Here is a 22,606-nt window from a genome sequence, read left to right on the forward strand (position 1 = left end):
CGGCCCGCGGCCTCAGATCGTCGCGGCACCGGGGTTAGACACACCCCACGAGAGAGCGCACACCGGCCGGTGCGGACACGGTGCGTTCCCGCTCCGATGACCGCAGTCCCTCGAGGAAGGACCGTCGACCCTACCGGCGGGTGCGGAGGCGGCGTGCAATCAAAAGGGCCAAGCGGAGGACAGCATGCCCAAGACGATCGTCCCGATCATCCCCACTGTGGCGGCCGTGTGGCTCGTGCTCGCCGCGATCGGCGCGTGGAGCACCATCGCCTTCACGATCGCCGCGCTGATCACCGTCGTGCTGGGCTGCTACCTGCTGGCCAACGCGGTCACCGGGCCCGGACACCGCTGAAATCCCGGACCCGGCCATCGAACAATTTGTAGCGCAACCATTTTGGAGAACACGCGCCATGACCACAGCACGTGACATCATGCACACCGGTGCGATCTGCATCGATGAACACGACACCCTCACCACCGCCGCACAACGCATGCGGGAGTTGGATATCGGGGCGCTGCCGATCTGCAGTGACGACGACCGCCTCCACGGCATCATCACCGACCCGCGGCCGTTGCTGTCAACAGCGCCAGCCGGGCTCACGATCCACCACTCGATATCCCGCCAGGCGGCCACACTTGCACGGGTCGCCCCAGCCGGCGGGGCCGGGACATCATCCTCACATGCGTCGCCGCCCAGTAGCGCGGGTGGAAATCGGTCATCACGGTGGTTCAAGGAGAGGCACTTCGGCCCTGTTCCTTCACTATCAGGACCATGAGGATCGAATCGTGGCACGGAGTACGTACGCGTCCGGACCCGGGAGAAGCAGGATGACATGAGCACGCCCGCAGCTATGCCGGCGGACCGGCCGCAGCAAGTCTTTCAAGACCGACGGGAGGCCGGACGAATCCTGGCAGGACTGCTCGAGGGGTTCCGCGGCAATCCCAAGGTGACCGTACTCGGATTGGCGCGCGGCGGGATCCCCGTGGCGTGGGAGGTCGCGGCGTCGCTCGGTGCTCCGCTCGACGCGTTCGTCGTGCGTAAGCTTGGTGTACCGGGCCACGCAGAGTACGCGATGGGTGCACTGGCCAGCGGGGGAACCGGTGGTCAACGACGATCTGATACGAGACCTGCGACTTACCCCGGAGCAAATACGTCGGGCGCTCGATTACGAGGGCCGGGAACTGCTGCGCCGCGAAGCTGTCTACCGAGGAAACCGTCCGCCCCCCGACGTCGCCGACAAGATCGTCATCCTCGTCGATGACGGCCTCGCCACCGGTGCGAGTATGTATGCCGCCATCGACGCTCTGCGCCGACAGGAACCCGCGCAGATCGTGGTCGCGGTGCCCGCCGCGCCGGAGTCCACCTGCCGGGATCTCGGCGCCATGGTCGACGACGTGGTGTGCGCGACGATGCCGTTTCCCTTCCACGCCGTCGGCGAATCGTTCTGGAACTTCGCCCAGGTCACCGACAAGGAGGTGCTGACACTTCTGCATACCCCCACCGTCTCCGGGTCGTCCCCGGAGACGAAGCCGATCGAATTCGGTTCGGCTGCAACAACCATACGCGTTGCGGCGCTCGATGCCCCGGACGGTGTCCCCTCAGTCGACGTGCTGGTCGACCTGGTGGGCGACGCCCGGGTCGTCGTCATCGGCGAAAGCTCGCACGGCACCCACGAGTTCTACGCGGCACGCGCGGAGATCACCAAGCAACTGATCGAGGAAGGAGGCTTCTCCGCTATCGCCGTCGAAGCCGATTGGCCGGACGCCTACCGCATCAATCGCTACGTGCGCGGTGAGGGCCAGGACACCACCGCAGAGGAAGCGCTGCGGGGATTCGAGAGATTCCCGTCCTGGATGTGGCGCAACGCCCCGGTACTCGACTTCGTCGGATGGTTGAAGGACCACAACGATCGCTGTGCGGCGGACACGCGAACCCCCACCGGGTTCTACGGCCTCGATCTGTACAGCCTGCACAGGTCCATGCGCGAGGTCGTGGACTACCTCGAACGGGTCGACCCCGCGGCCGCCCAGCGTGCACGTGAGCGTTACTCATGCTTCGACCACCTCGGTGGTGACGACGGTCAGGCATATGGTTACGCCGCCGCATTCGGCGCGGGCGAGTCGTGCGAGCAGCAGGTCGTCGACCAACTCGTCGAGTTGCAACGCCATAGCCTGGAATACGTTCGCCGCGACGGGATGGCAGTCGAGGACGAGCAGTTCTACGCAGAGCGCAACGCGCGGAGCGTCCGAGATGCCGAGAGCTACTACCGCACGATGTTCAGCGGCCGAGTGTCGTCCTGGAACCTACGGGACCATCATATGGTCGACACACTCGAAGCCCTCCTCACCCACCTCGACCGCCAAACCGGCACGGCGTCCCGTGTGGTGGTGTGGGCGCACAACTCGCACGTCGGCGACGCGCGGGCAACCGAGGCGGGAACCCACGGCGAAGTGACGGTGGGACAGCTGGTGCGACAAATGCATCCCGGCGACTGCCGACTGATCGGCTTCACCACATTCGAAGGGACGGTCACCGCAGCGAGCCAATGGGGTGGTCCCGCCGAACGCAAGGCCGTGCGCCCAGCCCTGCCCGGTAGTGTCGAGGAACTCTTCCACGAACTGGGGGAGCCCTCCTTCCTCGTTCGCACAGACCAAGACAACGCTGCCGCAACGACACTGCGGGCCGCGAGACTGCATCGGGCGATAGGGGTGATCTACCAGCCCGAAGCCGAGAGACAGAGCCACTACTTCCACACCCGGATCTCGGATCAATTCGATGCGGTGATCCATATCGACACCACCCGAGCAGTCGAGCCCCTCGAACGAACAAGTCTCTGGGTGGAAGGCGAAACACCCGAAACCTATCCCACGGCGTTCTAACCTCGGGCTTTCACGCTGGTCATGCTCGGGCTGCGTGTTGATCATGAAGAAAGGTGCTCTGAACTGGGAGAATATGGCTTGCTGAGGGCCGATATTCACTACGTTCGAGGAGCACCTAATGAGTCGTAGGAACCCCTTGTACAGGGATTCTTGCGGGGCAGCAGTTGGCGGGTGAGCACACGGAGCACCTGGACCCTCGGTGTCGGGGAGTCCTACAGAATGACCGTGCCCTCGTCGACTACCGTCGCCTGATCGCTGATGGGATGTCGTGCCGACCGGCTACCTGAGCTCGAACACCGGCTGAGCACTCGTCATTTGGTCGCGACTGACGGCTGCTGCCCGGCCGGTCAGGACACGACACAACGAGGTGACGATGATGATTATCGGAGATGATTGGGCTCAGGACCACCACGACCTGGAACTGATGTCCCAGGACGGAGTTGTCCTGGCCAGGTTCCGGGTCCCGGAGAACGCAGAGGGACTCGGCACGTTACTGGCAAAAATCAACGAGCACAGCACCGACGGTGACAATGAAGTCGCCGTCGGCATCGAACGAGATAACGGACCCTGGGTGACCGCCCTGCGCGGCTACGGGTTCGTGGTCTATGCGATCAATCCCATCCAGTCGGCGCGATGCCGGGAACGATTCTCCCTCGCCGGCGCCAAAAGCGATGTTGGCGACGCGCACGTGCTGGCAGATATGGTCCGCACCGACCGCCGACAGTTGCGTCCGGTGGCCGAGGACTCCCCCGAGGTCGAGGGCCTGAAGATACTTGCCCGTACCCACAAAACCCTCATCTGGGAACGCAACCGCCACCTGAACAGGCTGCGGTACAATCTAATTCAATATTTCCCGGCGGCCGTCGACACCTTCGACGACCTGTCGTCACCGGAATGTGTCGAACTGCTGACCAAGGCCCCCACTCCGTCGCGGGCCGCCGCATTAACCCTCACCCAGATCAAAGCCGCACTCAAACGAGCCCGTCGGCGGACGATCGACGAACGTGCGACAAAGATCCGCACCGCACTCCGTGCCCCGGGACGACTGACCCAACCCGGCGCACTCGAAGCCGCCCACGCCGCCGCCACGGTCGCGACGTTGGCTGTGATCGCCACCATCGATACGCACATCGAGATCCTCAACGAACAGGTCACCACGGCCTTCGAAGTCCACCCCCAGGCGGCGATCATCACCTCCCTGCCCGGTATGGGATCTGTAGTCGGGGCGCGCGTGCTCGCCGAGTTCGGTGACGCACCCGGCCGCTACCGCACAGGCAAGGCCCGCAGGAACTTTGCCGGGACCAGCCCCGTCACCAAAGCATCAGGCAAGAAGTCTGCCGTCTCGCGCCGCTACGTCCACAACGACAGACTTCTCGATGCGCTGACCCGTCAGGCATTCACCGCTATCAGGGTTTCACCCGGAGCTCGCGCCTACTACGACATGCAACGACACCGCGGCGTCGAACATAACGCTGCACTGCGCCACCTTGCCAACCGATTCGTGGGCATCTTGCACGGATGCCTCGCATCGGAGAGCCGCTACGACGAACACATCGCCTGGACGACTCCCGCCAGTGCTGGTGTGACAGCCCAGAAAGATGGTGCCGCTTGACGTCTAGCAACATGGGATGTCTTTCTGGTGGGCAAGTCTACTTCGTGGTACCCGTCGCTGTCCGTTGACCCCGCCGGAACTGGTGTCGTGTCGCACGCCGGGGCGGTGTTGTTGCTACGCACGGCCGAGAAATCCGGTCTGATGACCGCGTTGTCGAGTGCGCTCGAGCCGTGGCGTAAGCCGACGACCTCCCACGATCCGGGCAAGATTGTCGCCGATCTGACGATGGCACTCGCCCTGGGCGGCGACTGCCTGGCCGATATCGCGCTGCTGAGGGAAGAACCCGCAGTCTTCGGCCGGGTGGCGTCCGATCCCACCGTCTCGAGACTGATGGCCGCATTGGCCGCCGACGCTCCGAAAGCGTTGGCGGCAATCAACTCCGCCCGCGCCGCGGCCCGACGGATCGCCTGGAACGCCGCCGGTGAACAGGCTCCCGACCATGCGATCGACGCCGAGCATCCGCTGATCATCGACCTCGACGCCACCCTGGTCACCGCGCACTCGGAAAAGGAAAAGGCCGCCGCCACCTACAAGAGAGGGTTCGGTTTCCACCCGCTGTGCGCGTTCGTCGACCACGGACCGGACGGCACGGGAGAGCCGTTGGCGATGATGTTGCGACCGGGCAACGCCGGCTCCAACACCGCCGCTGACCACATCGAACTGATACGGCAAGCATTGCGGCAGTTGCCGTTCACCGCCAAAGGCGGACGGATCGGACGCAAGGTGCTGATCCGCACCGACGCGGCCGGCGGCACCCATGCCCTCATCGACTACCTGACCACACAGAAGCTGTCGTACTCGATCGGCTTCGGTCTGACCGACACCATCGTCACCGCCATCGATGCCCTTTCCGAGCAGGCCTGGATCCCCGCCTACAACGCCGACGGGCAACCGCGCGACGGCGCCTGGGTCGCCGAGGTAACCAGTCTGCTCGATCTTCCCGGCTGGCCCGACGGGATGCGGATCATCGTCCGCAAGGAACGCCCACACCCCGGTGCACAACTGCGCTTCACCGACCGTGACGGGCTGCGGCTGACCGCGTTCGTCACCAACACCGACCATGGACAGTTGCCCGAACTCGAACTGCGGCACCGGCGCCGCGCACGCTGCGAAGACCGGATCCGCACCCTGAAAGACACCGGCCTGGAGAATCTTCCGTTGCACGGCTTCGATCAGAATCGGATCTGGCTCGCCCTGGTCGCCCTCGCCGTCGAGGTCACCGCATGGATGCAGATGCTCGCGCTCACCGACGACCCAGCCAAGCGGTGGGAGCCGAAACGCCTACGACTACGCCTGTTCGCGACCGCCGGCCGCATCGCCCGTCACACACGAAAAGTGCACCTGCGACTGTCCGCCCACGCACCCTGGATCGACTTGCTGATCACCGCATTGGCCCGTCTCAACGCGATCCCCGACCCCCTCTGACCAGCACCAATCCGCCGATCGAGACGAAAGGAAATCAACTTTCGGGGCCCTGGACCCCGACGACCACCCGACCGCGTCGGGCGAACGTGCGTTGCCGAGCACCGAATCCACGCCCGAAATACCCAACCCGAAACTGATCAGAGCGACACCTCAGACGCATGCAAGATCGAGGCTAAACCCGACAGGTCAGTCCCGCAACCACCTCACCGAGGTGATGGAGCGCTGTTCGGTGGTCGGTGAAGTGTCCTCGGGAGATCCGAGAGGACTTTGGCCCCTGCGAAGAGGCCACCGGGCTTCGACTTGTACCCTCTGCGTGCTCTCCGACTCGACTACCGTTCCTGAGATGACATTCGGCCCTGGCGTGCCGGATACCGTCCGGCGACGCTGGTAGGACAGTGAGAACGCGAACAAGGGGCGACGGCGTGTACCTGTTCGAATCTGGTCATCGGCGGCCCCGCTCGAGCGAGCGACCGCGGGAGTGGACGTGATCGTCCGACCACGATTCACACCCCGGAATCTGTCCCGCTCGGCCCGACCTGGGCCACCGCCGGACCCTGGACCGCCGCCGGTCCCGTCGGCGGGTTCGTGGTGGCCGATGCTCGCCCTCTTCGGAATGCTACTCGCCGTGGTCCTGGTCGCCTCGCTGGCCGGCACGGACAGGCAGACCCTCTCGTACAGCGACTTCCTGGGCAAAATCGACTCGGGGTCGGTCAAGGCAGTGACCATCGACGGCGACGGCGGTGTCGATGGAACCTTCACCGACGATTCGTCATTCACCTCCCAACTCCCGACGGTCCTGAACGTGGGCGGTCTCGACCAGCGCCTGCAGGCCAAGAACATCCAGATCACCGCGAAGAAGGCGACCGGCAACGTCTGGGGGACACTGCTGGGCAGCCTGCTGCCGCTCGTGCTTCTCGGCGCCCTGTTCTTCTGGGTCACCCGCCGGGCGCAGCACGCATTCAGCGGGGGAATGGGTGGTGCCGGGGCGTTCGGCCGGTCGAAGGCGCGCGTGATCGAGGCGAAGCGCCCCACTACCCGGTTTGACGACGTCGCCGGCTACGAAGGGGTCAAACAGGAGGTCAGCGAGGTCGTCGACTTCCTCCGCGATCCAGCGAAGTATGCCGCGGCCGGAGCTCAGGGTCCGAGGGGCGTCCTCATGATCGGACCGCCCGGAACTGGCAAGACTCTGATGGCACGCGCGGTGGCGGGGGAGGCGAGCGTCCGGTTCCTGTCGGTCACCGGGTCCGAATTCGTGGAGATGTTCGTCGGCGTCGGAGCGTCCCGGGTGCGCGACCTTTTTGCGCAGGCCCGTAAGAGCCCGCCGTCGATCGTCTTCATTGACGAAATCGATGCCATCGGCAGCAGACGCGGGAGGTCCGGTTTCGGAGGGAACGAGGAACGGGAACAGACTCTCAACCAGTTGCTCGCCGAAATGGATGGTTTCGATCAGAGCGTGGGAATCGTGGTCCTCGCCGCCACCAACCGGCCGGAATCGCTTGACCCGGCGCTCCTTCGGCCGGGCCGATTCGACCGTCGGGTGACGATACCGCTCCCGAATCAGGCCGAGCGGGCATCCATTCTCGCGGTCCACGCCCGGGGCAAGCGTCTCGGACCCGACGTCGACCTCACCATCGTCGCCCGGGGCACCCCAGGGTTCTCCGGCGCCGATCTCGCGAATGTCGTGAACGAGGCCGCGATCAACGCGGTGCGGGAAGACCGGACGGTCATTTGCGCGCAGGATCTGGCCGTCGCACGCGATCGAGTCCTCCTCGGACGGCGCGACACCACGAACGCATTGCTGCCGGAAGAGCGCCGCTCGGTGGCAGTCCACGAATCCGGCCACGCACTCCTCGCCGCGCTGTGCCCGCACGCAGATCCAGTGGCAAAAGTGACAATTCTGCCCGCCGGCATGGCCCTGGGCGCCACCGAACAGCTCCCTGAGGTCGAACGGCACCTCTACAGCGAGAGCTACCTGGCCGATCTCCTCGCCGTCCGCATGGCGGGGCGGGCGGCGGAAGTCGTCGTCTTCGGTGAGGGGTCGACCGGGGCCGCGAACGACTTGATCGGCGCGACCTCCGTCGCCACACGGATGGTGCGTGAGTTCGGTCTGTCGAAAGCCCTGGGCCCGGTCGGCTATGCCTCGGATAACGCCGACGAACTGCGCGCGGACGCGCCAGCCAACGCGTCGACCAGGCCGTACTCCGAACAAACACAGCGCGTCGTGGACGAGGAGGTAGCAGGGCTGCTCAGGGCGGCGGAAATCCGGGCAACGGACCTGCTGAAGAGTCATCGCGTGGCCCTCGATCGTCTCACCGAGCTGTTAGTGGACAGGGAGACGGTGGACGGCTCGGTTGTACTTGACGTCCTCCGAACGGAGTCCGGCACTCGCACCGAGCACACCAGGCCGGCCCGGACGGTCGACACGTCGGCGTCCTCTGACGGAGAGGTGGCCGCCGGCGACCTTCGGCCCTCCCGACCCGCGGGGAGCCCGCGTTCGTAGATCCATGGGGATACCGAGTCGAACTCGTCGAGACAGGTGCGCAACCGGTCGCCGTAGTGCGGGACCGTGTCGGCCCCGACCGGATCGGCGAGCTTCGCCGCCCGGCCCTCGATGAGGTGGTCCTCGACCTCAACCGCCGCGCGCAGGCCGCTACCCCAGCACAGAGCCGTATCGAGGTCGCGCACGGCGCGACGCACCAGTTCGAAGAACCCGGCACCCCCGCACAGGTCGCAGAGCTCGCCCGCGCATGGTTCACCACCCACCTCCCGTCCCCGCTCTCACCCCTCCACCACCGAATGCAACGGTAGTGCCCGAATTCTCGGACGCGGCAATCCGATTCTGCACATCCCGCTTTCCGCAGGGTCGATCATGGCACCGTCACTCTTGATTACCGGTCACGACACATGTCGGACCGCTGACCTGGGTCCTCGAATTGAGGACCCTCGGCCCTACTGTCCTCACCCGATGGCGAGTGGACTCGGAAACGTCAGCAACAACCACTCCGAACTTCTGGAGTCAGCCATGAGTATCCTGTCCCCCCGCCGCCCCCACCAGGCCCTCCCCGCCTGGCCGTCGATACCGGACTGGTCCGACCTGATGGCCAGATTCGAGTCGATGCCACCGTGGACCTCCCTCGAGGGCCACATGATCCGGGTCGAGGAACACCTCGACAAGGGCCGCTACACCCTGCGCGCGGAACTTCCCGGGGTGGACCCGGACAAGGACATCGACATCAGCGTCCGCGACGGACAAATGACCATCAAAGCCGAACGCACCCAAGAGCAGCACGAAGGCGCCCGGTCGGAATTCCACTACGGCAGCTTCTACCGATCCATGCCCCTGCCCGCCGGCGCGAAGGAAGACGACATCGACGCCACCTACATCGACGGCATCCTGACCGTCACGATGCCGGTCACCGAATCCCCGACACCGGAAAAGCACGTCGAGATCACGAAAACCACCCCCACCGCCACCGACTGACCACCGAGTCGCACCCGCGCGGCCAAGCGGAGGACAGCATGCCCAAGACGATCATCCCGATCATCCCGGTCGTCGTGGCCCTGTGGCTCGTGCTCGCCGCGATCGGCGCGTGGAGCACCATCGCCTTCGCGATCGCCGCGCTGATCACCGTCGTGCTGGGCTGCTATCTGCTGGCCAGCGCGGTCACCGGAGCCGGGCATCGCTGACCGGGCCAGACGCTCTCGGGTGAATTCCATTCTTCGCCAACAACTTTTGGAGACCACACACCATGACCACAGCACGCGAGATCATGCACACCGGTGCGACCTGCATCGGAGAACACGACACCCTCACCACCGCCGCGCAACGCATGCGGGAGTTGGATGTCGGGGCGCTGCCGATCTGCGGTGACGACGACCGCCTCCACGGCATCATCACCGACCGGGACATCGTCCTCAAATGTGTCGCCAACGGGCTGGACCCGGCCACGATGACCGCCGGTGACCTTGCCCAGGGCAACGCCTACCACGTCGACGCCGGCGCCAGCGTCGAACAGGTCGTCACCGTGATGGAAGAGCACCAGATCCGCCGCCTCCCCGTCCTCGACGAGCACCGCCTGGTCGGCATGATCAGCGAAGCCGACCTCGCCCGGCATCTGCCCGAGCACGCCGTCGGCGCGTTCGTCGAAGCCATCTGCGCCCCCAAAGCCCTCCCCAGCCAATGAAGTCCACCACGGAGGTGGGCCAAACGGCCCACCTCCCACCACCGAGGAGTTGAGCATCATGTCGTCATCGACGCACATCCCGATCCACACCCACCCGGACCTCGTCGCGATGCGGCAACGCTACGACCAGGCAGCCGAACAGCCCACCGCCCAGGTCGCCGACGGGCTGATGCTGCTGTCGGGGCTGTACGCGGCGGCATCCGCCTGGATCGTCGGGTTCGCCGACCAGATGTCACTGACCATGACCAACCTGATCGCCGGTCTCACGATCGCACTGTTGGCGGCCGCGTTCGGGTCCGCCTACGGCCGCACCCACGGCATGACCTTCGTCGCACCGGTGCTCGGGATCTGGCTGATCGTCTCGCCCTGGATCGTCACCGGAGTGAGCACCGGCACCGCGATGATCTGGTCTAACGTCGTCGTCGGGGTGGTGGTGTGTGTGCTGGGCCTGGCCACCGTCGCCATGGGTACCGATCTGATGCGGCGCTCATCATGAACAGCGGCCTTCTTCGCCGTTCCCGCGGGACGCGATGAACCGACACGCGAGCACGGTGTCGTGCACTGGTTCAACCCCGTGCCCGGGTTCGGGTTCCTCACCCCGATGGCGGCGGTCCCGTTATCGTCGTGCACTTCTCGGAGATCGCCGGGAACGGTGTCCGCACCCTCCATGAGGTGAGGTGGTGGGCCATGAGATCGATCGTGCCGTCCACCCACTGCAGGCCCGCAACGTGCACCCCGTCGGGGTGCGGTCCCGCCACACTGCCTGACGAACGCGGAGTCGAGCACGGTACCGGTGTCCGTTGCTCACCCGTGTGGCACCGAAGGTGATGGGGAGGACGTTGCCGGTCTCGTATCTGGTTGAGGAGCAACACATGTGTACCCGTGGAACCGCCCCGATCGTGGTCACCGTGGACCAGCCACCCATCGGGCACGACGCCGCGTTGTGGTCCGCCGGCCTCGCCGCCCGCCTGCATTGCCCGGTGCGTATCGTCCACATCACGCCGGCCGACGACCAGAGATGGACGGACATCACCCGCCCCATAGCCGGTCCGCCGTATGTGAGCGCGACCACTGTGGTCGATGATGCGACCGCGGTCGTGCGCCGACGGTTTCCCGATCTCGACGTCAGCGGTGCGCTGATCGAGGAACCCACTAGCAAAGACCCGTCCAGGGTGGGAACAGCTCTGGCCACCGCCGGCCACGGCGCGCGGATGGTGGTGCTCGGGCACCCCGACGCCGGAACCCTCGACACTCTGGCAACGACCTCGCGGGCTGGCACCGTCACCGAACACACCCCGTGCCCGGTCATCGTGTGGCGGGGGCAGCCGGGACAGCGTCCCGACCGGCGGCCCGTGCTCCTCGGCGTCGACCACGCCACCGACAGCGCCGAAGCCGCGTTCAGGGCATTCGAATACGCCGACCTGTTCGCCGCCCCATTGATCGCCGTACACGCGCACTCCACCGTCCATCCCACGGCGCACACTTCTGGCCCGCATGCCGGGCAGGACACCCTCGACGACATCCTGTCCGCCGCACGGCAGGCGTTCCCGGACGTGGCAATCACCGCGACCGTCGTGTCCGGCCCACCACGGCAGGCGCTGCTCGAACGCGCCGCCGACGCGCAACTTGTGGTCATCGGCACCCACGGGCACCGACCGCCAGGACCTGTCGTCGGTGACTCGGTGAGCTCGTCTCTGTTCCGCCACGCTCCGTGCCCGACCATGATCTGCCCACCGCGACCGGCAGCGGACGAACCCGGCTTCCAGCCGTACCGGTCGACCGCGCACATCACGGTGCCCGCCTCGACGACCGGCACCACGATCCCCGACCTCACCACCCGCGCCCTCACCGGCGACGATTGTGACTCGGTCGTGCGATTGCACGAGCAACTCTCGGCCGAGGACGCCCACCTCCGCTTCTTCGCTCCGCGCCCGAAACAGCTCGGCGACTTCGCCGACCGGCTCTGCCGGCAGGACTACACACACCTCGCGCTCGGCGCCTTCGAAGGCCACGACCTGGTCGGCGTCGCCAATTACGTCGTCACCGACACCACCCCTGGGAACATCAGCGCCGAGATGGCACTCGCCGTCACCGGTCACGAACAACGGCACGGTATCGGCACACAACTGGTGCGGGAATTGGGAACGGCCGCCTACTTCCACGGGGTGGCACACCTGACCGCCGAAATCCTCGCGGAGAACACGCTCATGCTCGCCGTCATCACCGAACAGGGCTGGGCCGACGCCCTGCACCACGACGGGGCGACGGTGCACTTCGACCTCGAACTGGTCTCCCACCGGGAACTGCACCCGCAGCTCCCCACGATTCCCCAGGACGGAAGCGCAGGTCGAGCCATTGGAAAGGGCTGACGTTCTCCTCCGACGACACCGCACCGACCACGAACCGCACGAATCCGTACCCATCTCAGCGGGGTCGGTCCGTGCGATCTGCTGTTGGTCTTCACGCCAGCCCGACCACGCCGCGCCGCACATCGTCAGGCCTGAGGATGCCGCTCCAGCGCCGGATTTGCGCCGAGGCGCCCGATGTCCTCGCGCTTCACGGAGAGATGCAGGCCCACACCTCTCACCTGTCCCACGGCCGCCACTAGAGGCTCGACTAGCGTCACAGGGCATCCGACACGGGGCTCCGGCGCTCCTCGGCCTCGTCCGAATCCAACGTCCTCCGACACCCATCCTGAACTGGTCGATCAGGGGATGTCCCCTCCGGATAATCCGGGCAACTGGAATTCGTCCGCGCGGGTTCGTGCTCAGCGGGAATCGCCCGGAGGACGGATCAGAGTCGTGCGGTGTCCGGTGATCCGCCCGACGTCGAGGACGAGGTAGCAGTCGCCGGGCCCGAGCTGCCACGGTGCGGCGGTGGTGTCGTCGAAACCGACCACTCCCGCGTCGCCCGACACGAGGCGGACCCGCCCCACCGTCAGTACGGTCCACCCCGCCCGGGTGGACGGGTCGATGGCTCCGGCCTCGAACCCCACGACCGTGCCATCGAAGCGGTCAAACCAGGGATTGTCGCCGGTCGGGATGATGATCTTCCCGTCGGAGACGGCGAAGGTGAGCGGCCGCACCGCGGGCAACGCGTCCTCGGTGTAGATCAGCCGGCCGGTGGGGACCGACCGCAGCAACGACATGCTGGCAGCTGTGGTCAGCGGTCCGTCCGAGCCCACGGTGACGTTCCGGTGGGGCCTCTGATCCATGAGGGGCGTCTTCTTCGTCTCGGAGTGTTACGACACCACCAGCATCGGTCCGCCGGTGGCGGCGGAAACAGAGGCCAAAGTCTCATCCATCCGTGCCTCTCGTCACCGGATGCCCCACGGCGTGCGATACCGATTGACCTGTGCCTTCGGGTGCATCCCCGTACCCTGGACCAAGGACAGCGTTGACACACGGAAGTGGGGGTCCTCGCATGATCACCGTGTTTCTCGTCGACGACCACGAGGTCGTGCGCCGGGGCATCGCCGAACTGCTGAGCACCGCCCCGGACCTGACCGTAATCGGTGACGCCGGAACCTGTGCACAGGCCCTGGCCCGAATCCCCGCGCTGCGACCCGACGTCGCCGTCCTCGACATCCGATTACCCGACGGCAACGGCATCGAGCTGTGCCGCGAGCTACGCTCCCACCTGCCCGATCTTCGGTGTCTGATGCTGACCTCGTACGGCGACGAGCAGGCGATGCTCGACGCCATCCTCGCCGGCGCCAACGGCTACGCACTCAAGGACATCCGCGGAACCGAACTGACCGACGCCGTCCGCGACATCGGTTCGGGAAAATCCCTACTCGACACCCGGGCCGCTGCCGCCCTGATGGAGCAGCTGCGGGCCGCACCCAGCGCCGAGGAAAATGCCGTCGCCGGCCTCAGCCCGCAGGAACGCATCCTCCTCGAACTCCTCGGCGAAGGCCTGACCAACCGGCAGATCGCCGCACGAATGTTCCTCGCCGAAAAGACCATCAAGAACTACGTCTCGCGACTGTTGACCAAACTCGGGATCGAACGCCGAACCCAGGCGGCTGTCCTCGCCGCCAAACTTCCTCCGCACCGGCCTCCGCGTCGCCCATGAAAGCCCTACCCGAACGCCGACCGTGCGCCTGAGTCCGTCCCCCGTGCCGCCGGTAGCCCACCACGTGCGCGAGCAGTGGAATGTCCTGGCGGCCGTGCACGGGACCATGGCACCGCCCACCTGCCCCACCCGGTCCGGGCCGCTGCCGAAGCTCGGGAGTGGGCGATCTCCTCCCCACTCTCCGGTGACGGAAGTCCCTCCCGTGCGGGTCTTTCGCGTTGACCTGTGACCCTATTTTCCGTGCACGCTCGGATCGACACTGGCGGAAGGGCGACAATTCGGGAGGCACGGGATGACCGGCAGCGTGGTCTCGCTTCGGTGGTGGCGGTTGGGGCCGTGGAGTGCGAACCCGCTCATGCGGCGCAGCGACCGGATCGAATCCGCGGTCGTCCTGGTGATCATCGTCGTCGTGTTGATGCTGGTCCCCGTCGCCGGTGCGGTCGGCACGGCGACCTACACCCGTCTGACCGATCAGGCGCACCTGGCCGCCGACCGCGGGCGGCAAGTGTCGGCGGTACTGCTCGACGATCCTCGTCCACAGATGGGCGATACCGCGGTCGGCGCCCCGACAGGCCGCGACCAGGTCCATGCCCGATGGGTGGTGGACGGAGCCGAGCACACCGGCCTGATCGACACCGGTGTCGGTGCCCGAGCGGGGCAGACGGTCATGGTGTGGGTCAATGACCAGGGCAACTATATGGATGCTCCGAACACCGGCACCGAAAACGCCCTCGACGCCGTCGGTGCGGCGCTCGCGTTCCTGGTGTTGGGCACCGGTGGGGGCGGTCTGCTGTTGATCGGATTTCATTGCCTGATGGCGAAGCGCCGGGCAGCGGGGTGGGCCCGGGAATGGCGGAGCATCGGACGATCTCCGGGTGCATCGGCGGGCCGCTAGGCTTGAAACCGGCACACGAACACCGACCAAACCCTCACCAGCACAAGGTAGATCGTCTCCCAGGTACAGAAGCGGATCCATGAGCATTACCGACCCCGTCGGAGAAACGCGGATCGTGGTCGGTGTCGACGGCTCCGAGCCGTCGATCGAGGCATTGCTAAGCATACCGGGAGGGCATAGGTGAAACGGTGTGATGCAAGCCGCCCGCGGCATCAGCGCAGCAAGATCGTGTCGACCAGCACGTAGGCGGCGACGGCGAAGACGAGATAGGCGAACCACCGCTGCAGCCGGTCGGTGTCGACCTTGGTGCCGAAATGACCGGCGATCAGGGACCCGGCGATCGCGGTGCCCGCGAACGCGGCGGTGATCGCCCAGTCGATGCTCACCCCGGTGAGGTGCGAGATCAGACCGGCCGCCGAGTTCGCGACGATGATGATCAGCGAGGTGCCGACCGCGACCGACATGTCCAGACCGAGCATCAGCACCAGGGCGGGGATGATCAAGAATCCGCCGCCGACACCGAACAGGCCGGTCAGGAAGCCCACCGCGACTCCGGCTGGGATGGATCGGGGGGCGCAGCGGCGCCAGTCGATCCCCGAGTCCCCGACCTCGCAGGCCGTGCCGGTGTCGCCTCGGTCCATCAACATCCGGATCCCGGCGACGACCATGACGGCGGCGAAACCGATCAGGACCACCGATTGCGGCAGCAGGCGCCCGATTGCGCTGCCGGCGAAGGTGGCGGGAATGCCGCAGGCGGCGAAGACGCCGGCCATGCGCCAGTTCACCTGGTGCTCGCGAATTTTCGGGACGGCTCCGGCGAGGGAGGCGACACCGATCACGAGCAGGGAGATCGGAATGGCCTGTTCGAGGTCGAGGCCGAGGCCGAAGACCAGCGCGGGGACGGCCAGGATCGACCCTCCGCCGCCGAGGAGTCCAAGCAGGACGCCGATGATCGCCCCGAGCGCGAGTGCGACGGCTGTGTCCACATTCCTCCTTCCGCGGCCAACCCGGGGGGCGCGGGGCAGGGTCTCGTTACCGGTCGCCGATGTCCCGGGAGAGGGAATCGATGGCGGCCTGCAACGCCGTGGTGGCATCGTCGGCGATCGCTCCGAGCCCGGGTTGGTCGGCGACCTGGACCATCACCTGTGGGTTCATCGCGTCGATCAGCACCGTGCCCGGATCGGCGGGGTCGGCGCGCACGACGACGTTGCACGGCAGGAGCAGCCCGATCTGCCGGTCGACGGTGACCGCGCGGTGCGCGAGCGGCGGATTGCAGGCACCGAGGATCAGGTAGTCCTCCATGTCTTCACCGAGTTTCGCCTTCAGGGTGGCCTTCATGTCGATCTCGGTGAGGACCCCGAAACCCTGCTCGGCCAGGGCGTTTCGGGTGCGGTCCACCGCATCGGCGAACGAGGTGTGCAGGGTGGTCGACAGTGCGAGTGTCATGAGCGTGTTCTTCCCTTCCGTCGTGCAATCGGTGGCGGTGCGTCGGCTATCGCCCCGTTGGGACGGGACACGGCGCCGCCAGCCGCGGTACGCCCAGGCGTGCGAGCAGCAGACCCGCCGGGCACCATCCGACCACGCCGAACAGCAGCAGGTTGGCGGCGACGAAGCCGGTGAGCAGCAGCCACCACGACGAGAACGCCAGTGTCAGTGCGATGCTCGCGAGGACCATGCCTCCGGCCAGCAGCGGGACCACCCGCTCGATCGTCCAGTTGCGGGCGTGGAGGGTGTCGGTCATGGTCGACTTTCCTGTCGGTGGATTGGAGCCTTAGGCGAGAGCGAGGAACAGTTTCTCGAGTTCGGCCTCGGTCATCGGCTCCTTGCCTTCCTCGGTGTCGCCGGTGAGGCATTCCCGCAGGCCGGTGGCGACGATCTTGAACCCGGCTTTGTCCAGGGCGCGGGACACCGCGGCGAGTTGGGTGACGACGTCCTTGCAGTCGCGTCCCTGCTCGATCATCGAGATCACCCCGGCGAGCTGCCCGTGGGCGCGGCGGAGCCGGTTGAGTACCAATGCGATGCTGTCTTCGTCGCCGACCATGATGGTTCCTTTCCTGAGACCTGATACCAGGATACCCCTGGGGGTACCCTCGGTGAGGTGGGTGCATTGTGTAATGCCCCACCCCCACCTCACCTCACCTCACAAACGGACACGGTCCCGGCGCTCAGTGGGAGAAGTTGATTTTCGGCAGGATTCTGCGCAGCCAGGCCGGTGACCACCAGGCGGCGTGCCCGGTCAGCCGGAGCAGCACCGGCAGCAGGATCAGCCGGATCAGCACGGCGTCGAGGAGGACTGCGACGCCGAGGATGATGCCCATCTCTTTCGGGGGTAGCGGGTCGGCGAGGGCGAAGGTGAAGAACACCGCGACCATCACCGCGGCGGCGGCGAAGATCACCCGCCCCGAATGGGCGAGACCGTCGACGTGCGCGACCTGGGGATCCCCCGAGCGCTCGGGGTTCCGGCTTCCCTGAGCTGCCGGCTCGGGCACGGGCTCCTCGGTGACCACGCGCCGGCATCGGCGGGGTGCGCCGTCACCGGGGTGGTTGCCTGACCGCTCGATCCGCGGGCGCGGAATTGCAGGCGCCGAGGACGGCATTTGCGTCCCGTCCTCTCGCCGAGCTTCGCCGTCGCGCCGGCCTCCATGGCGATCTCGGTGAGCGCGCCGAATCCCCGATCCGTCAACGGCTCCTGGGTCTCGTCGACGGCATCCTCACCTGCGCGGTGACCGGAGGTCAGGGCGGCGAGGGTGCCCCGACCGGGCGGGCGGGTGGTGCGGTCAGCGGCCGAAGAGTGTGCCAAAGAATCCGGATTTCGCCGGGGGAGCGGAATTGTCCTGGCAGGTGCACTGCTGGGATTCGGGCACGGCCTTCATGACGCCGTCGACGTGCGCACCGCAGCCTCCCCACGTGGTCTTTCCGCAGCCAGGGCACGTAACTGGATAACACATGGTGGGGTCCTCCTCGGGTACCGCTGATCGTAACGACGCAAACTATACCCCTAGGGGTATCCCCACGCCGGGGAGTGTGCGGATGACCACAGCCGTCCTTGCCGGTTTCTTCCCCTCGGCTTCCACGGGCAGTTGACCGACACGTGATCCGGGTTGCGGCGGTTTCGCAGGGGATCCGCGGTGGCGCACAGTGCCTCAGGACGGCCGGTCGTCTGGTGGGCGTTCGGCGGGAAACGGCTCGGGTGGCATCAGTGTGCAGATCGGCAGGTTGAGAGTCGGCGTGGCCGCCCGGTTGTGGTGACAGCCGTCCCCTCCGAAGGCGTTCTCGCCGAATATCGAAGCACCCGGTCAGGTTGGGGGCTGTGATCTGGTCATGGATTCCGGCGGTGGTGTGCCTGGGAGGTCACCCACGCTATTTCCTGGCGTCCGCGTGCCACGGTGGCCGACCCTCGCCTGGAGGCGCGGCGCACCGTTTCCGGCGGGCTCGGGGTGGCATGAGCAGACAGCCGGACATCCGGGGTGGGCGGGGTGGACCGCACCGGCTGCGACCGGGTCGAGGGCGCGCGATGCGCGCTCCCGCGGTGCCGACGGAGAGGGGTGACGAACGGGGCAGCGCCGTGATTCCAGCTATCTTCCGGGCGGATTGTTCTCGTGGCCAGGTTCCTGATCGGCGTGGAACTCGTTGAACGCGGCGAAGGCTCGGGGTCCGTACACGGTGGCGGGCCCACCGTTCATCAGAATCGCGACGCCGATCGCCTCCGCCGCCTCCTCTGGTGTGCTGCCGCGCTCAGCGGCGCCGCGCGCGTGTGCAGCAATGCAGCCATCGCATTGCTTGCTCACGGCGATCGCCAAGGCGATCAGTTCCTTGGTCTTCGCGTCCAATGCTCCGGGTGCCAGGGCGGCTTCGTGCAGTTGCCCGTAGCCGGCGTAGACCTGCGGGATCGTTTGGCGCAGTGCTCGGGCAGGTCCCCGAAGTTCCTGTTGGACGGCCTTGCCGTAGTCCATGCTCTACCTCCGGTAATCGGTGGTCGCGTTCGGTATCGATCTCAGTCCGGCACGGGACGGGAACCCCCGCGCTACCGGGGCGGTGCAATCGGCGTAGGCGAATTAACCGTCGTCGTCTCGCCCCTCCTCCAGTGGGGAACCGGGCCATTGCTCCTGCCAGGGTGGCAGGGGACCATGGACCGCGCCAGGGCCTTTGGTCCCCGGGGGAGACTCCTTCGACCGACGCCCACCGTTCGTGGGAATCGGATCGCCGCTCAGGAGAGTCCGGCTGGCCATGCCGTTGCAACGCGGTTCAGCCGTGGGGTTGTGCTGCCATCGGGTCTGCTCGCAGCAGAGTTCGGCGACGTATCGGCATGGGCGGCACTTCACGTCACCGACCGGGTCGGCGTGCGCGATGGCCCGCGAGTGACTGCTATGCCTGCCCCGCCGCGGCATGTCGCTGTGCGAGCGTGGCGTGTACTGCGGCCATGTCGAGTGCCTTGATCTGGGAGATCAACTCCTCGAGGGCGGCGGGCGGGAGGGCTCCGGGTTGTGAGTACGCGAGCACCCCGTCGCGGAATGCCATGATCGTCGGGATCGAGCGGATGCCCGCGGCCGAAGCGATCTGCTGCTCGGCTTCGGTATCGACCTTGGCGTGCACGACGTCGGGGTGTCTGCGGGACGACTGTTCGAAGGTGGGTGCGAAGGCCCGGCACGGGCCGCACCACGACGCCCAGAAATCGACGAGCACGATGGCGTTGTCGGCGATCGTGGATGCGAAGTCCGTGCGGGTGAGGTTCTTGGTGGTCATGAGGATTCCTTTCCGTGGGGGTGTTTATCGAGGGAGCGTCAGGCCGACACCTGCTGTGCGGCCCAGGCGTTGTAGCCGCCGACGAGATCGCTGACCCGCTCGATACCGCGGGCGCGTAACAGCGACGCGGCGACGCTCGAACGCCATCCACCGGCACAGTGCACCACGATCGGCTTGCCGGTCGGCAGCTCCTGGGCGCGGGACCGCAGCTGCGCCAACGGTACCGGGATCGCACCCGGGATGACGCCGAAGTCGCGTTCGCCGGGGTTACGGATGTCGACCAGGGTGATCGCATCGTCGGCGCTCAGCCGGTCGAGTTCGGTGACAGTGGTGCGCGGCGCCGTCTGGACAAGGTCGGCGAGAGCGGTGGGGAGGATGCCGCCGGTGTCGGTGCCCAGGTAGCCGATGACGTTGTCCGAGCCGATCCGGGCCAGGCGCATCGCCGCGTCCTGTTCCTCGCCCGGGTAGGTGATCAGCACGATCGCCTCGCCGACCTCGGCGACCATGCCGCCGGTTTCGGCGAACCGGCCGTCGAAGCCGACGTTGACCGAACCGCGCAGGTGTCCGGCGGCGAAGTCGTCGACGGTGCGGGCATCGAGCACCCGGGTGCCGGCGGCGAGTTCGGCGCGCACCCGGTCAGCGGACAGTTCCGGGATCCGGCGGTGCTGGTCGAGTGCCGGGTGGGTGGACTTGTTCAGGGCCGCGTCCACCGAGAAGTACGCCGGTACCGCGGGCTGGCCGTCGGTGATCAACGCGACGAATGCGGCCTCGCTCATCGGCTGCGCCGACGCGTTGGTGCGCCGTTGTTCACCGATGGTCGAGGTCAGCTCCGCGGACAGATTCTTGCCACAGGAGGAGCCGGCGCCGTGTGCGGGCATCACTCTCACGCCGTCGGGCAGGGCCAGTAGCGTGTCGTGGACCGTGTGGTACATCGCCCGCGCCAGATCCGTGGTGGAGCCGTCGCCGAGGTTGACCAGGTCGGGACGACCGACATCGCCGACGAACAGCGAATCCCCGGTCAGCACCGCGGTCGGGGACCTGTCCGCGGTCTCCCGGACCAGGATGCTGATCGATTCCCAGGTGTGGCCGGGGGTGGAGAGGATCTCGAGGTCGACCCACCCGAGTGAAATGCGTTCGCCGTGCTGCAGGCGGCGGATCGGGTAGTCGGTCTCGGCGGCCTCACCGAAGCCGATCCAGGCGCCGGTGGCCTCGGCCAATTCGAGGTGCCCGGAGACGAAGTCGGCGTGGAAGTGGGTGTTGATCACCCCGTCGATGGTCAGCCCGTGCGTGCGGGCGGCGTCGAGGTACTCGGTGATGTCGCGACGTGGGTCGACCACGACTGCTCGCCCGGTGGATTCGTCACCGATCAGGTACGAGGCGTGGGACAGGCACTCGATGTAGTACTGCTCGAGAATCATCGTGGTCTCCTCCGAAGTTGGCAGGATCTATCTCCTTGCCGATAACACTGCCACATACCCCATGGGGTATTCAAGTACCCCTGGGGGTATATGTGGCATTCGCACGAAGTGCCCCCCGCCGGCATCGGGCAGTGACCACGAGAAGAAATCGATGCCGTGGCCTTACCCCGGGCCGCCATGTCGACGATCATGACGCGGCGGGTAGCCGAAAGAGCAGGCGAAAGACCCCGATCCGAACCTCGTCGCCATCCACCAGTCCGGCGCAATCGACGGGCTGCCGGTTGAGATAAGTTCCGTTGAGAGAGCCGACATCACACAGGATGAATTGTGCACCGTCCCGGCGGATTTCGGCATGCCGACGCGAGACGGTTCCATGGCCGAGGACGATCTCCGACCTGGGATGACTGCCGAGCACGGTGATGTCGCGGTCGACAGCAAGTGATGCACCCTTCGTCTGCCCGGGGCCCCGGGTCACGACCAACTGCGGGGCACCGTCACCCCGATCGCCCGGAAGATGCGTACGCGGCAGGTCGTCGGTCAGATTCATCGTCGCCACCTCGATCAAAATCGGCTTTAATACCCCATGGGGTATATGGATCAACCGAGGTAGGTGCTCGAACATTCCCGTGGCGTCCACCGCATTGCGCACGATCGTGGAACACCGGGACGACCTGGTCACGACCCGCACTCAGACCGTCGACCGGCTCCACGTCGTGCTCACCCACCCGATCCCCGCCGGCGCTCCCCGCGGCCTGAGTGCAGACCGGGTCGTCAGATGCTACGACGGATCCGTCCCGGACCTCGTCGGCAACCCCCCGGCCTCGCCGCGGATCTCGTCGCCGACGTGCGGCAACTGGATCGTCAGATCAACATGGCTGCGAGCGGCATCGAGGCATGGGACCAACAGGCGGCCGGGAATTGCGACACGTCCGCCGACTCACGTCGACACAACACGGCCACTTTCTGGGGAAGACTCGGCACTGCCCGTCCCGGACCCGTATGGTGCCGTCGGCGTAGCGGACGGCCTCGATCACTTGGAGGACACCGTATTCGCGGATCGATTCGGTGAGTTCGGCGAGCATAGCCGGGTCGACGGTGGCGCGGGTGTTGGGTTCGATCTACTGGCCGGGACCCATTTCCTGTCGGCAACCCACGATCACATGTGAGCGGGGCCCCAGCCCAGACCTCCATATCGTCTACAGATCCGATCGGGGGAGACCGCAGGTGGCCTCACCCGGGCCGCAGGACCGCGGCCGACCAGCCGGCGGCGGGCATTAAGCCTCGATCCGTGGAGAGGTGATTTCGGCGGGATTGGTGGTGGTTTCGGTTTCTTCGGGGTGTCGGTGTGTGTGCGTGGTCCGCTGACCGGTGT

The 22,606-nt window shown here is 66.5% G+C and carries 21 protein-coding genes and 3 pseudogenes; 14 read left to right on the forward strand and 10 right to left on the reverse strand.

The window, feature by feature from the left end:
* The first annotated feature begins 184 nt into the window (after positions 1–184).
* From ACFTWF_RS43990 to ACFTWF_RS44045, 12 genes and pseudogenes are all read left to right on the forward strand, one after another.
* The gene (locus ACFTWF_RS43990; RefSeq protein WP_378467345.1) at positions 185–352 is read left to right on the forward strand and encodes a hypothetical protein; all 168 of its coding nucleotides are present in this window, start codon (positions 185–187) and stop codon (positions 350–352) included.
* Positions 353–410: 58 nt separating this feature from the next.
* A pseudogene (locus ACFTWF_RS43995) lies at positions 411–596 on the forward strand (CBS domain-containing protein); the annotation flags it as partial.
* A 237-nt stretch (positions 597–833) separates the two neighbouring features.
* Positions 834–2,880, forward strand: a pseudogene (locus ACFTWF_RS44000) (erythromycin esterase family protein).
* Positions 2,881–3,253: 373 nt separating this feature from the next.
* Complete coding sequence (locus ACFTWF_RS44005; protein WP_378467346.1) at positions 3,254–4,492, forward strand: IS110 family transposase; 1,239 nt, start codon at positions 3,254–3,256, stop codon at positions 4,490–4,492.
* Positions 4,493–4,519: 27 nt separating this feature from the next.
* Positions 4,520–5,917 carry an IS1380 family transposase gene (locus ACFTWF_RS44010; RefSeq protein WP_378467347.1) on the forward strand — a complete coding sequence of 466 codons (1,398 nt, stop codon included), beginning with the start codon at positions 4,520–4,522 and terminating at the stop codon, positions 5,915–5,917.
* A gap of 595 nt (positions 5,918–6,512) precedes the next feature.
* Positions 6,513–8,417, forward strand: coding sequence for an ATP-dependent zinc metalloprotease FtsH (ftsH, locus tag ACFTWF_RS44015; protein ID WP_378467348.1), 1,905 nt, complete (start codon positions 6,513–6,515; stop codon positions 8,415–8,417).
* A gap of 56 nt (positions 8,418–8,473) precedes the next feature.
* On the forward strand, positions 8,474–8,725 hold the full coding sequence (locus tag ACFTWF_RS44020; protein WP_378467349.1) for a hypothetical protein: 252 nt from the start codon (positions 8,474–8,476) through the stop codon (positions 8,723–8,725).
* 214 nt (positions 8,726–8,939) lie between these two features.
* Positions 8,940–9,398, forward strand: a complete 459-nt coding sequence (locus ACFTWF_RS44025; protein WP_378467350.1) for an Hsp20/alpha crystallin family protein — start codon at positions 8,940–8,942, stop codon at positions 9,396–9,398.
* A 38-nt stretch (positions 9,399–9,436) separates the two neighbouring features.
* Positions 9,437–9,604 (forward strand): hypothetical protein, encoded by a 168-nt coding sequence (locus tag ACFTWF_RS44030; protein WP_378467351.1) that lies wholly within the window; start codon positions 9,437–9,439, stop codon positions 9,602–9,604.
* A gap of 62 nt (positions 9,605–9,666) precedes the next feature.
* Positions 9,667–10,101 (forward strand): CBS domain-containing protein, encoded by a 435-nt coding sequence (locus ACFTWF_RS44035; protein WP_378467352.1) that lies wholly within the window; start codon positions 9,667–9,669, stop codon positions 10,099–10,101.
* Positions 10,102–10,159: 58 nt separating this feature from the next.
* Complete coding sequence (locus tag ACFTWF_RS44040) at positions 10,160–10,597, forward strand: SPW repeat protein (RefSeq protein WP_378467353.1); 438 nt, start codon at positions 10,160–10,162, stop codon at positions 10,595–10,597.
* A gap of 376 nt (positions 10,598–10,973) precedes the next feature.
* A complete protein-coding gene (locus ACFTWF_RS44045) occupies positions 10,974–12,470 on the forward strand; it encodes a GNAT family N-acetyltransferase (RefSeq protein ID WP_378467354.1) in 1,497 nt (498 codons plus the stop codon).
* A 398-nt stretch (positions 12,471–12,868) separates the two neighbouring features.
* On the opposite strand, the gene ACFTWF_RS44050 is transcribed toward ACFTWF_RS44045, so the two are convergent.
* The gene (locus tag ACFTWF_RS44050) at positions 12,869–13,315 is read right to left on the reverse strand and encodes a pyridoxamine 5'-phosphate oxidase family protein (RefSeq protein ID WP_378467355.1); all 447 of its coding nucleotides are present in this window, start codon (positions 13,313–13,315) and stop codon (positions 12,869–12,871) included.
* Between the two features lie 209 nt (positions 13,316–13,524).
* On the opposite strand from ACFTWF_RS44050, the gene ACFTWF_RS44055 reads away from it, so the two are divergent.
* Both ACFTWF_RS44055 and ACFTWF_RS44060 read left to right on the forward strand, forming a co-directional pair.
* Positions 13,525–14,178 (forward strand): response regulator, encoded by a 654-nt coding sequence (locus ACFTWF_RS44055; RefSeq protein WP_378467356.1) that lies wholly within the window; start codon positions 13,525–13,527, stop codon positions 14,176–14,178.
* 292 nt (positions 14,179–14,470) lie between these two features.
* Positions 14,471–15,073 carry a hypothetical protein gene (locus ACFTWF_RS44060; RefSeq protein WP_378467357.1) on the forward strand — a complete coding sequence of 201 codons (603 nt, stop codon included), beginning with the start codon at positions 14,471–14,473 and terminating at the stop codon, positions 15,071–15,073.
* Between the two features lie 212 nt (positions 15,074–15,285).
* Here ACFTWF_RS44060 and ACFTWF_RS44065 read toward each other — a convergent pair whose 3' ends face one another.
* From ACFTWF_RS44065 to ACFTWF_RS44105, 9 genes and pseudogenes are all read right to left on the reverse strand, one after another.
* Positions 15,286–16,059, reverse strand: coding sequence for a sulfite exporter TauE/SafE family protein (locus tag ACFTWF_RS44065; protein WP_378467358.1), 774 nt, complete (start codon positions 16,057–16,059; stop codon positions 15,286–15,288).
* 46 nt (positions 16,060–16,105) lie between these two features.
* On the reverse strand, positions 16,106–16,519 hold the full coding sequence (locus ACFTWF_RS44070) for a DUF302 domain-containing protein (RefSeq protein WP_378467359.1): 414 nt from the start codon (positions 16,517–16,519) through the stop codon (positions 16,106–16,108).
* A 46-nt stretch (positions 16,520–16,565) separates the two neighbouring features.
* Positions 16,566–16,814 carry a DUF2892 domain-containing protein gene (locus tag ACFTWF_RS44075; protein WP_378467360.1) on the reverse strand — a complete coding sequence of 83 codons (249 nt, stop codon included), beginning with the start codon at positions 16,812–16,814 and terminating at the stop codon, positions 16,566–16,568.
* Between the two features lie 30 nt (positions 16,815–16,844).
* Positions 16,845–17,114, reverse strand: coding sequence for a metal-sensitive transcriptional regulator (locus ACFTWF_RS44080; protein ID WP_378467361.1), 270 nt, complete (start codon positions 17,112–17,114; stop codon positions 16,845–16,847).
* A gap of 124 nt (positions 17,115–17,238) precedes the next feature.
* Positions 17,239–17,529, reverse strand: a pseudogene (locus ACFTWF_RS44085) (MMPL family transporter); the annotation flags it as partial.
* A 1,119-nt stretch (positions 17,530–18,648) separates the two neighbouring features.
* Positions 18,649–19,026 carry a carboxymuconolactone decarboxylase family protein gene (locus ACFTWF_RS44090; RefSeq protein ID WP_378467362.1) on the reverse strand — a complete coding sequence of 126 codons (378 nt, stop codon included), beginning with the start codon at positions 19,024–19,026 and terminating at the stop codon, positions 18,649–18,651.
* Between the two features lie 412 nt (positions 19,027–19,438).
* Positions 19,439–19,816: a thioredoxin gene (trxA, locus tag ACFTWF_RS44095; protein WP_378467363.1), complete on the reverse strand. Its 378-nt coding sequence runs from the start codon at positions 19,814–19,816 to the stop codon at positions 19,439–19,441.
* A 38-nt stretch (positions 19,817–19,854) separates the two neighbouring features.
* A complete protein-coding gene (locus tag ACFTWF_RS44100; protein WP_378467364.1) occupies positions 19,855–21,234 on the reverse strand; it encodes a rhodanese-like domain-containing protein in 1,380 nt (459 codons plus the stop codon).
* A gap of 187 nt (positions 21,235–21,421) precedes the next feature.
* Complete coding sequence (locus ACFTWF_RS44105) at positions 21,422–21,883, reverse strand: FHA domain-containing protein (RefSeq protein ID WP_378467365.1); 462 nt, start codon at positions 21,881–21,883, stop codon at positions 21,422–21,424.
* Between the last annotated feature and the right edge of the window lie 723 nt (positions 21,884–22,606).

It is taken from the genome of Rhodococcus sp. NPDC056960 (assembly GCF_042674125.1).
Taxonomy (GTDB): Bacteria; Actinomycetota; Actinomycetes; order Mycobacteriales; family Mycobacteriaceae; genus Rhodococcus_F.

What these genes read in the sequence shown, in the direction of transcription:
- ACFTWF_RS44050 (WP_378467355.1), bottom strand. Translation starts at nt 13,315, where the DNA reads ATGGATCAGAGGCCCCACCGGAACGTCACCGTGGGCTCGGACGGACCG.
- ACFTWF_RS44060 (WP_378467357.1), top strand. Translation starts at nt 14,471, where the DNA reads ATGACCGGCAGCGTGGTCTCGCTTCGGTGGTGGCGGTTGGGGCCGTGG.
- ACFTWF_RS44070 (WP_378467359.1), bottom strand. Translation starts at nt 16,519, where the DNA reads ATGACACTCGCACTGTCGACCACCCTGCACACCTCGTTCGCCGATGCG.
- trxA (WP_378467363.1), bottom strand. Translation starts at nt 19,816, where the DNA reads ATGACCACCAAGAACCTCACCCGCACGGACTTCGCATCCACGATCGCC.
- ACFTWF_RS44030 (WP_378467351.1), top strand. Translation starts at nt 9,437, where the DNA reads ATGCCCAAGACGATCATCCCGATCATCCCGGTCGTCGTGGCCCTGTGG.
- ACFTWF_RS44035 (WP_378467352.1), top strand. Translation starts at nt 9,667, where the DNA reads ATGACCACAGCACGCGAGATCATGCACACCGGTGCGACCTGCATCGGA.
- ACFTWF_RS44080 (WP_378467361.1), bottom strand. Translation starts at nt 17,114, where the DNA reads ATGGTCGGCGACGAAGACAGCATCGCATTGGTACTCAACCGGCTCCGC.
- ACFTWF_RS44075 (WP_378467360.1), bottom strand. Translation starts at nt 16,814, where the DNA reads ATGACCGACACCCTCCACGCCCGCAACTGGACGATCGAGCGGGTGGTC.
- ftsH (WP_378467348.1), top strand. Translation starts at nt 6,513, where the DNA reads ATGCTCGCCCTCTTCGGAATGCTACTCGCCGTGGTCCTGGTCGCCTCG.
- ACFTWF_RS44025 (WP_378467350.1), top strand. Translation starts at nt 8,940, where the DNA reads ATGAGTATCCTGTCCCCCCGCCGCCCCCACCAGGCCCTCCCCGCCTGG.
- ACFTWF_RS44090 (WP_378467362.1), bottom strand. Translation starts at nt 19,026, where the DNA reads ATGGACTACGGCAAGGCCGTCCAACAGGAACTTCGGGGACCTGCCCGA.
- ACFTWF_RS44045 (WP_378467354.1), top strand. Translation starts at nt 10,974, where the DNA reads ATGTGTACCCGTGGAACCGCCCCGATCGTGGTCACCGTGGACCAGCCA.
- ACFTWF_RS43990 (WP_378467345.1), top strand. Translation starts at nt 185, where the DNA reads ATGCCCAAGACGATCGTCCCGATCATCCCCACTGTGGCGGCCGTGTGG.
- ACFTWF_RS44040 (WP_378467353.1), top strand. Translation starts at nt 10,160, where the DNA reads ATGTCGTCATCGACGCACATCCCGATCCACACCCACCCGGACCTCGTC.
- ACFTWF_RS44005 (WP_378467346.1), top strand. Translation starts at nt 3,254, where the DNA reads ATGATGATTATCGGAGATGATTGGGCTCAGGACCACCACGACCTGGAA.
- ACFTWF_RS44100 (WP_378467364.1), bottom strand. Translation starts at nt 21,234, where the DNA reads ATGATTCTCGAGCAGTACTACATCGAGTGCCTGTCCCACGCCTCGTAC.
- ACFTWF_RS44055 (WP_378467356.1), top strand. Translation starts at nt 13,525, where the DNA reads ATGATCACCGTGTTTCTCGTCGACGACCACGAGGTCGTGCGCCGGGGC.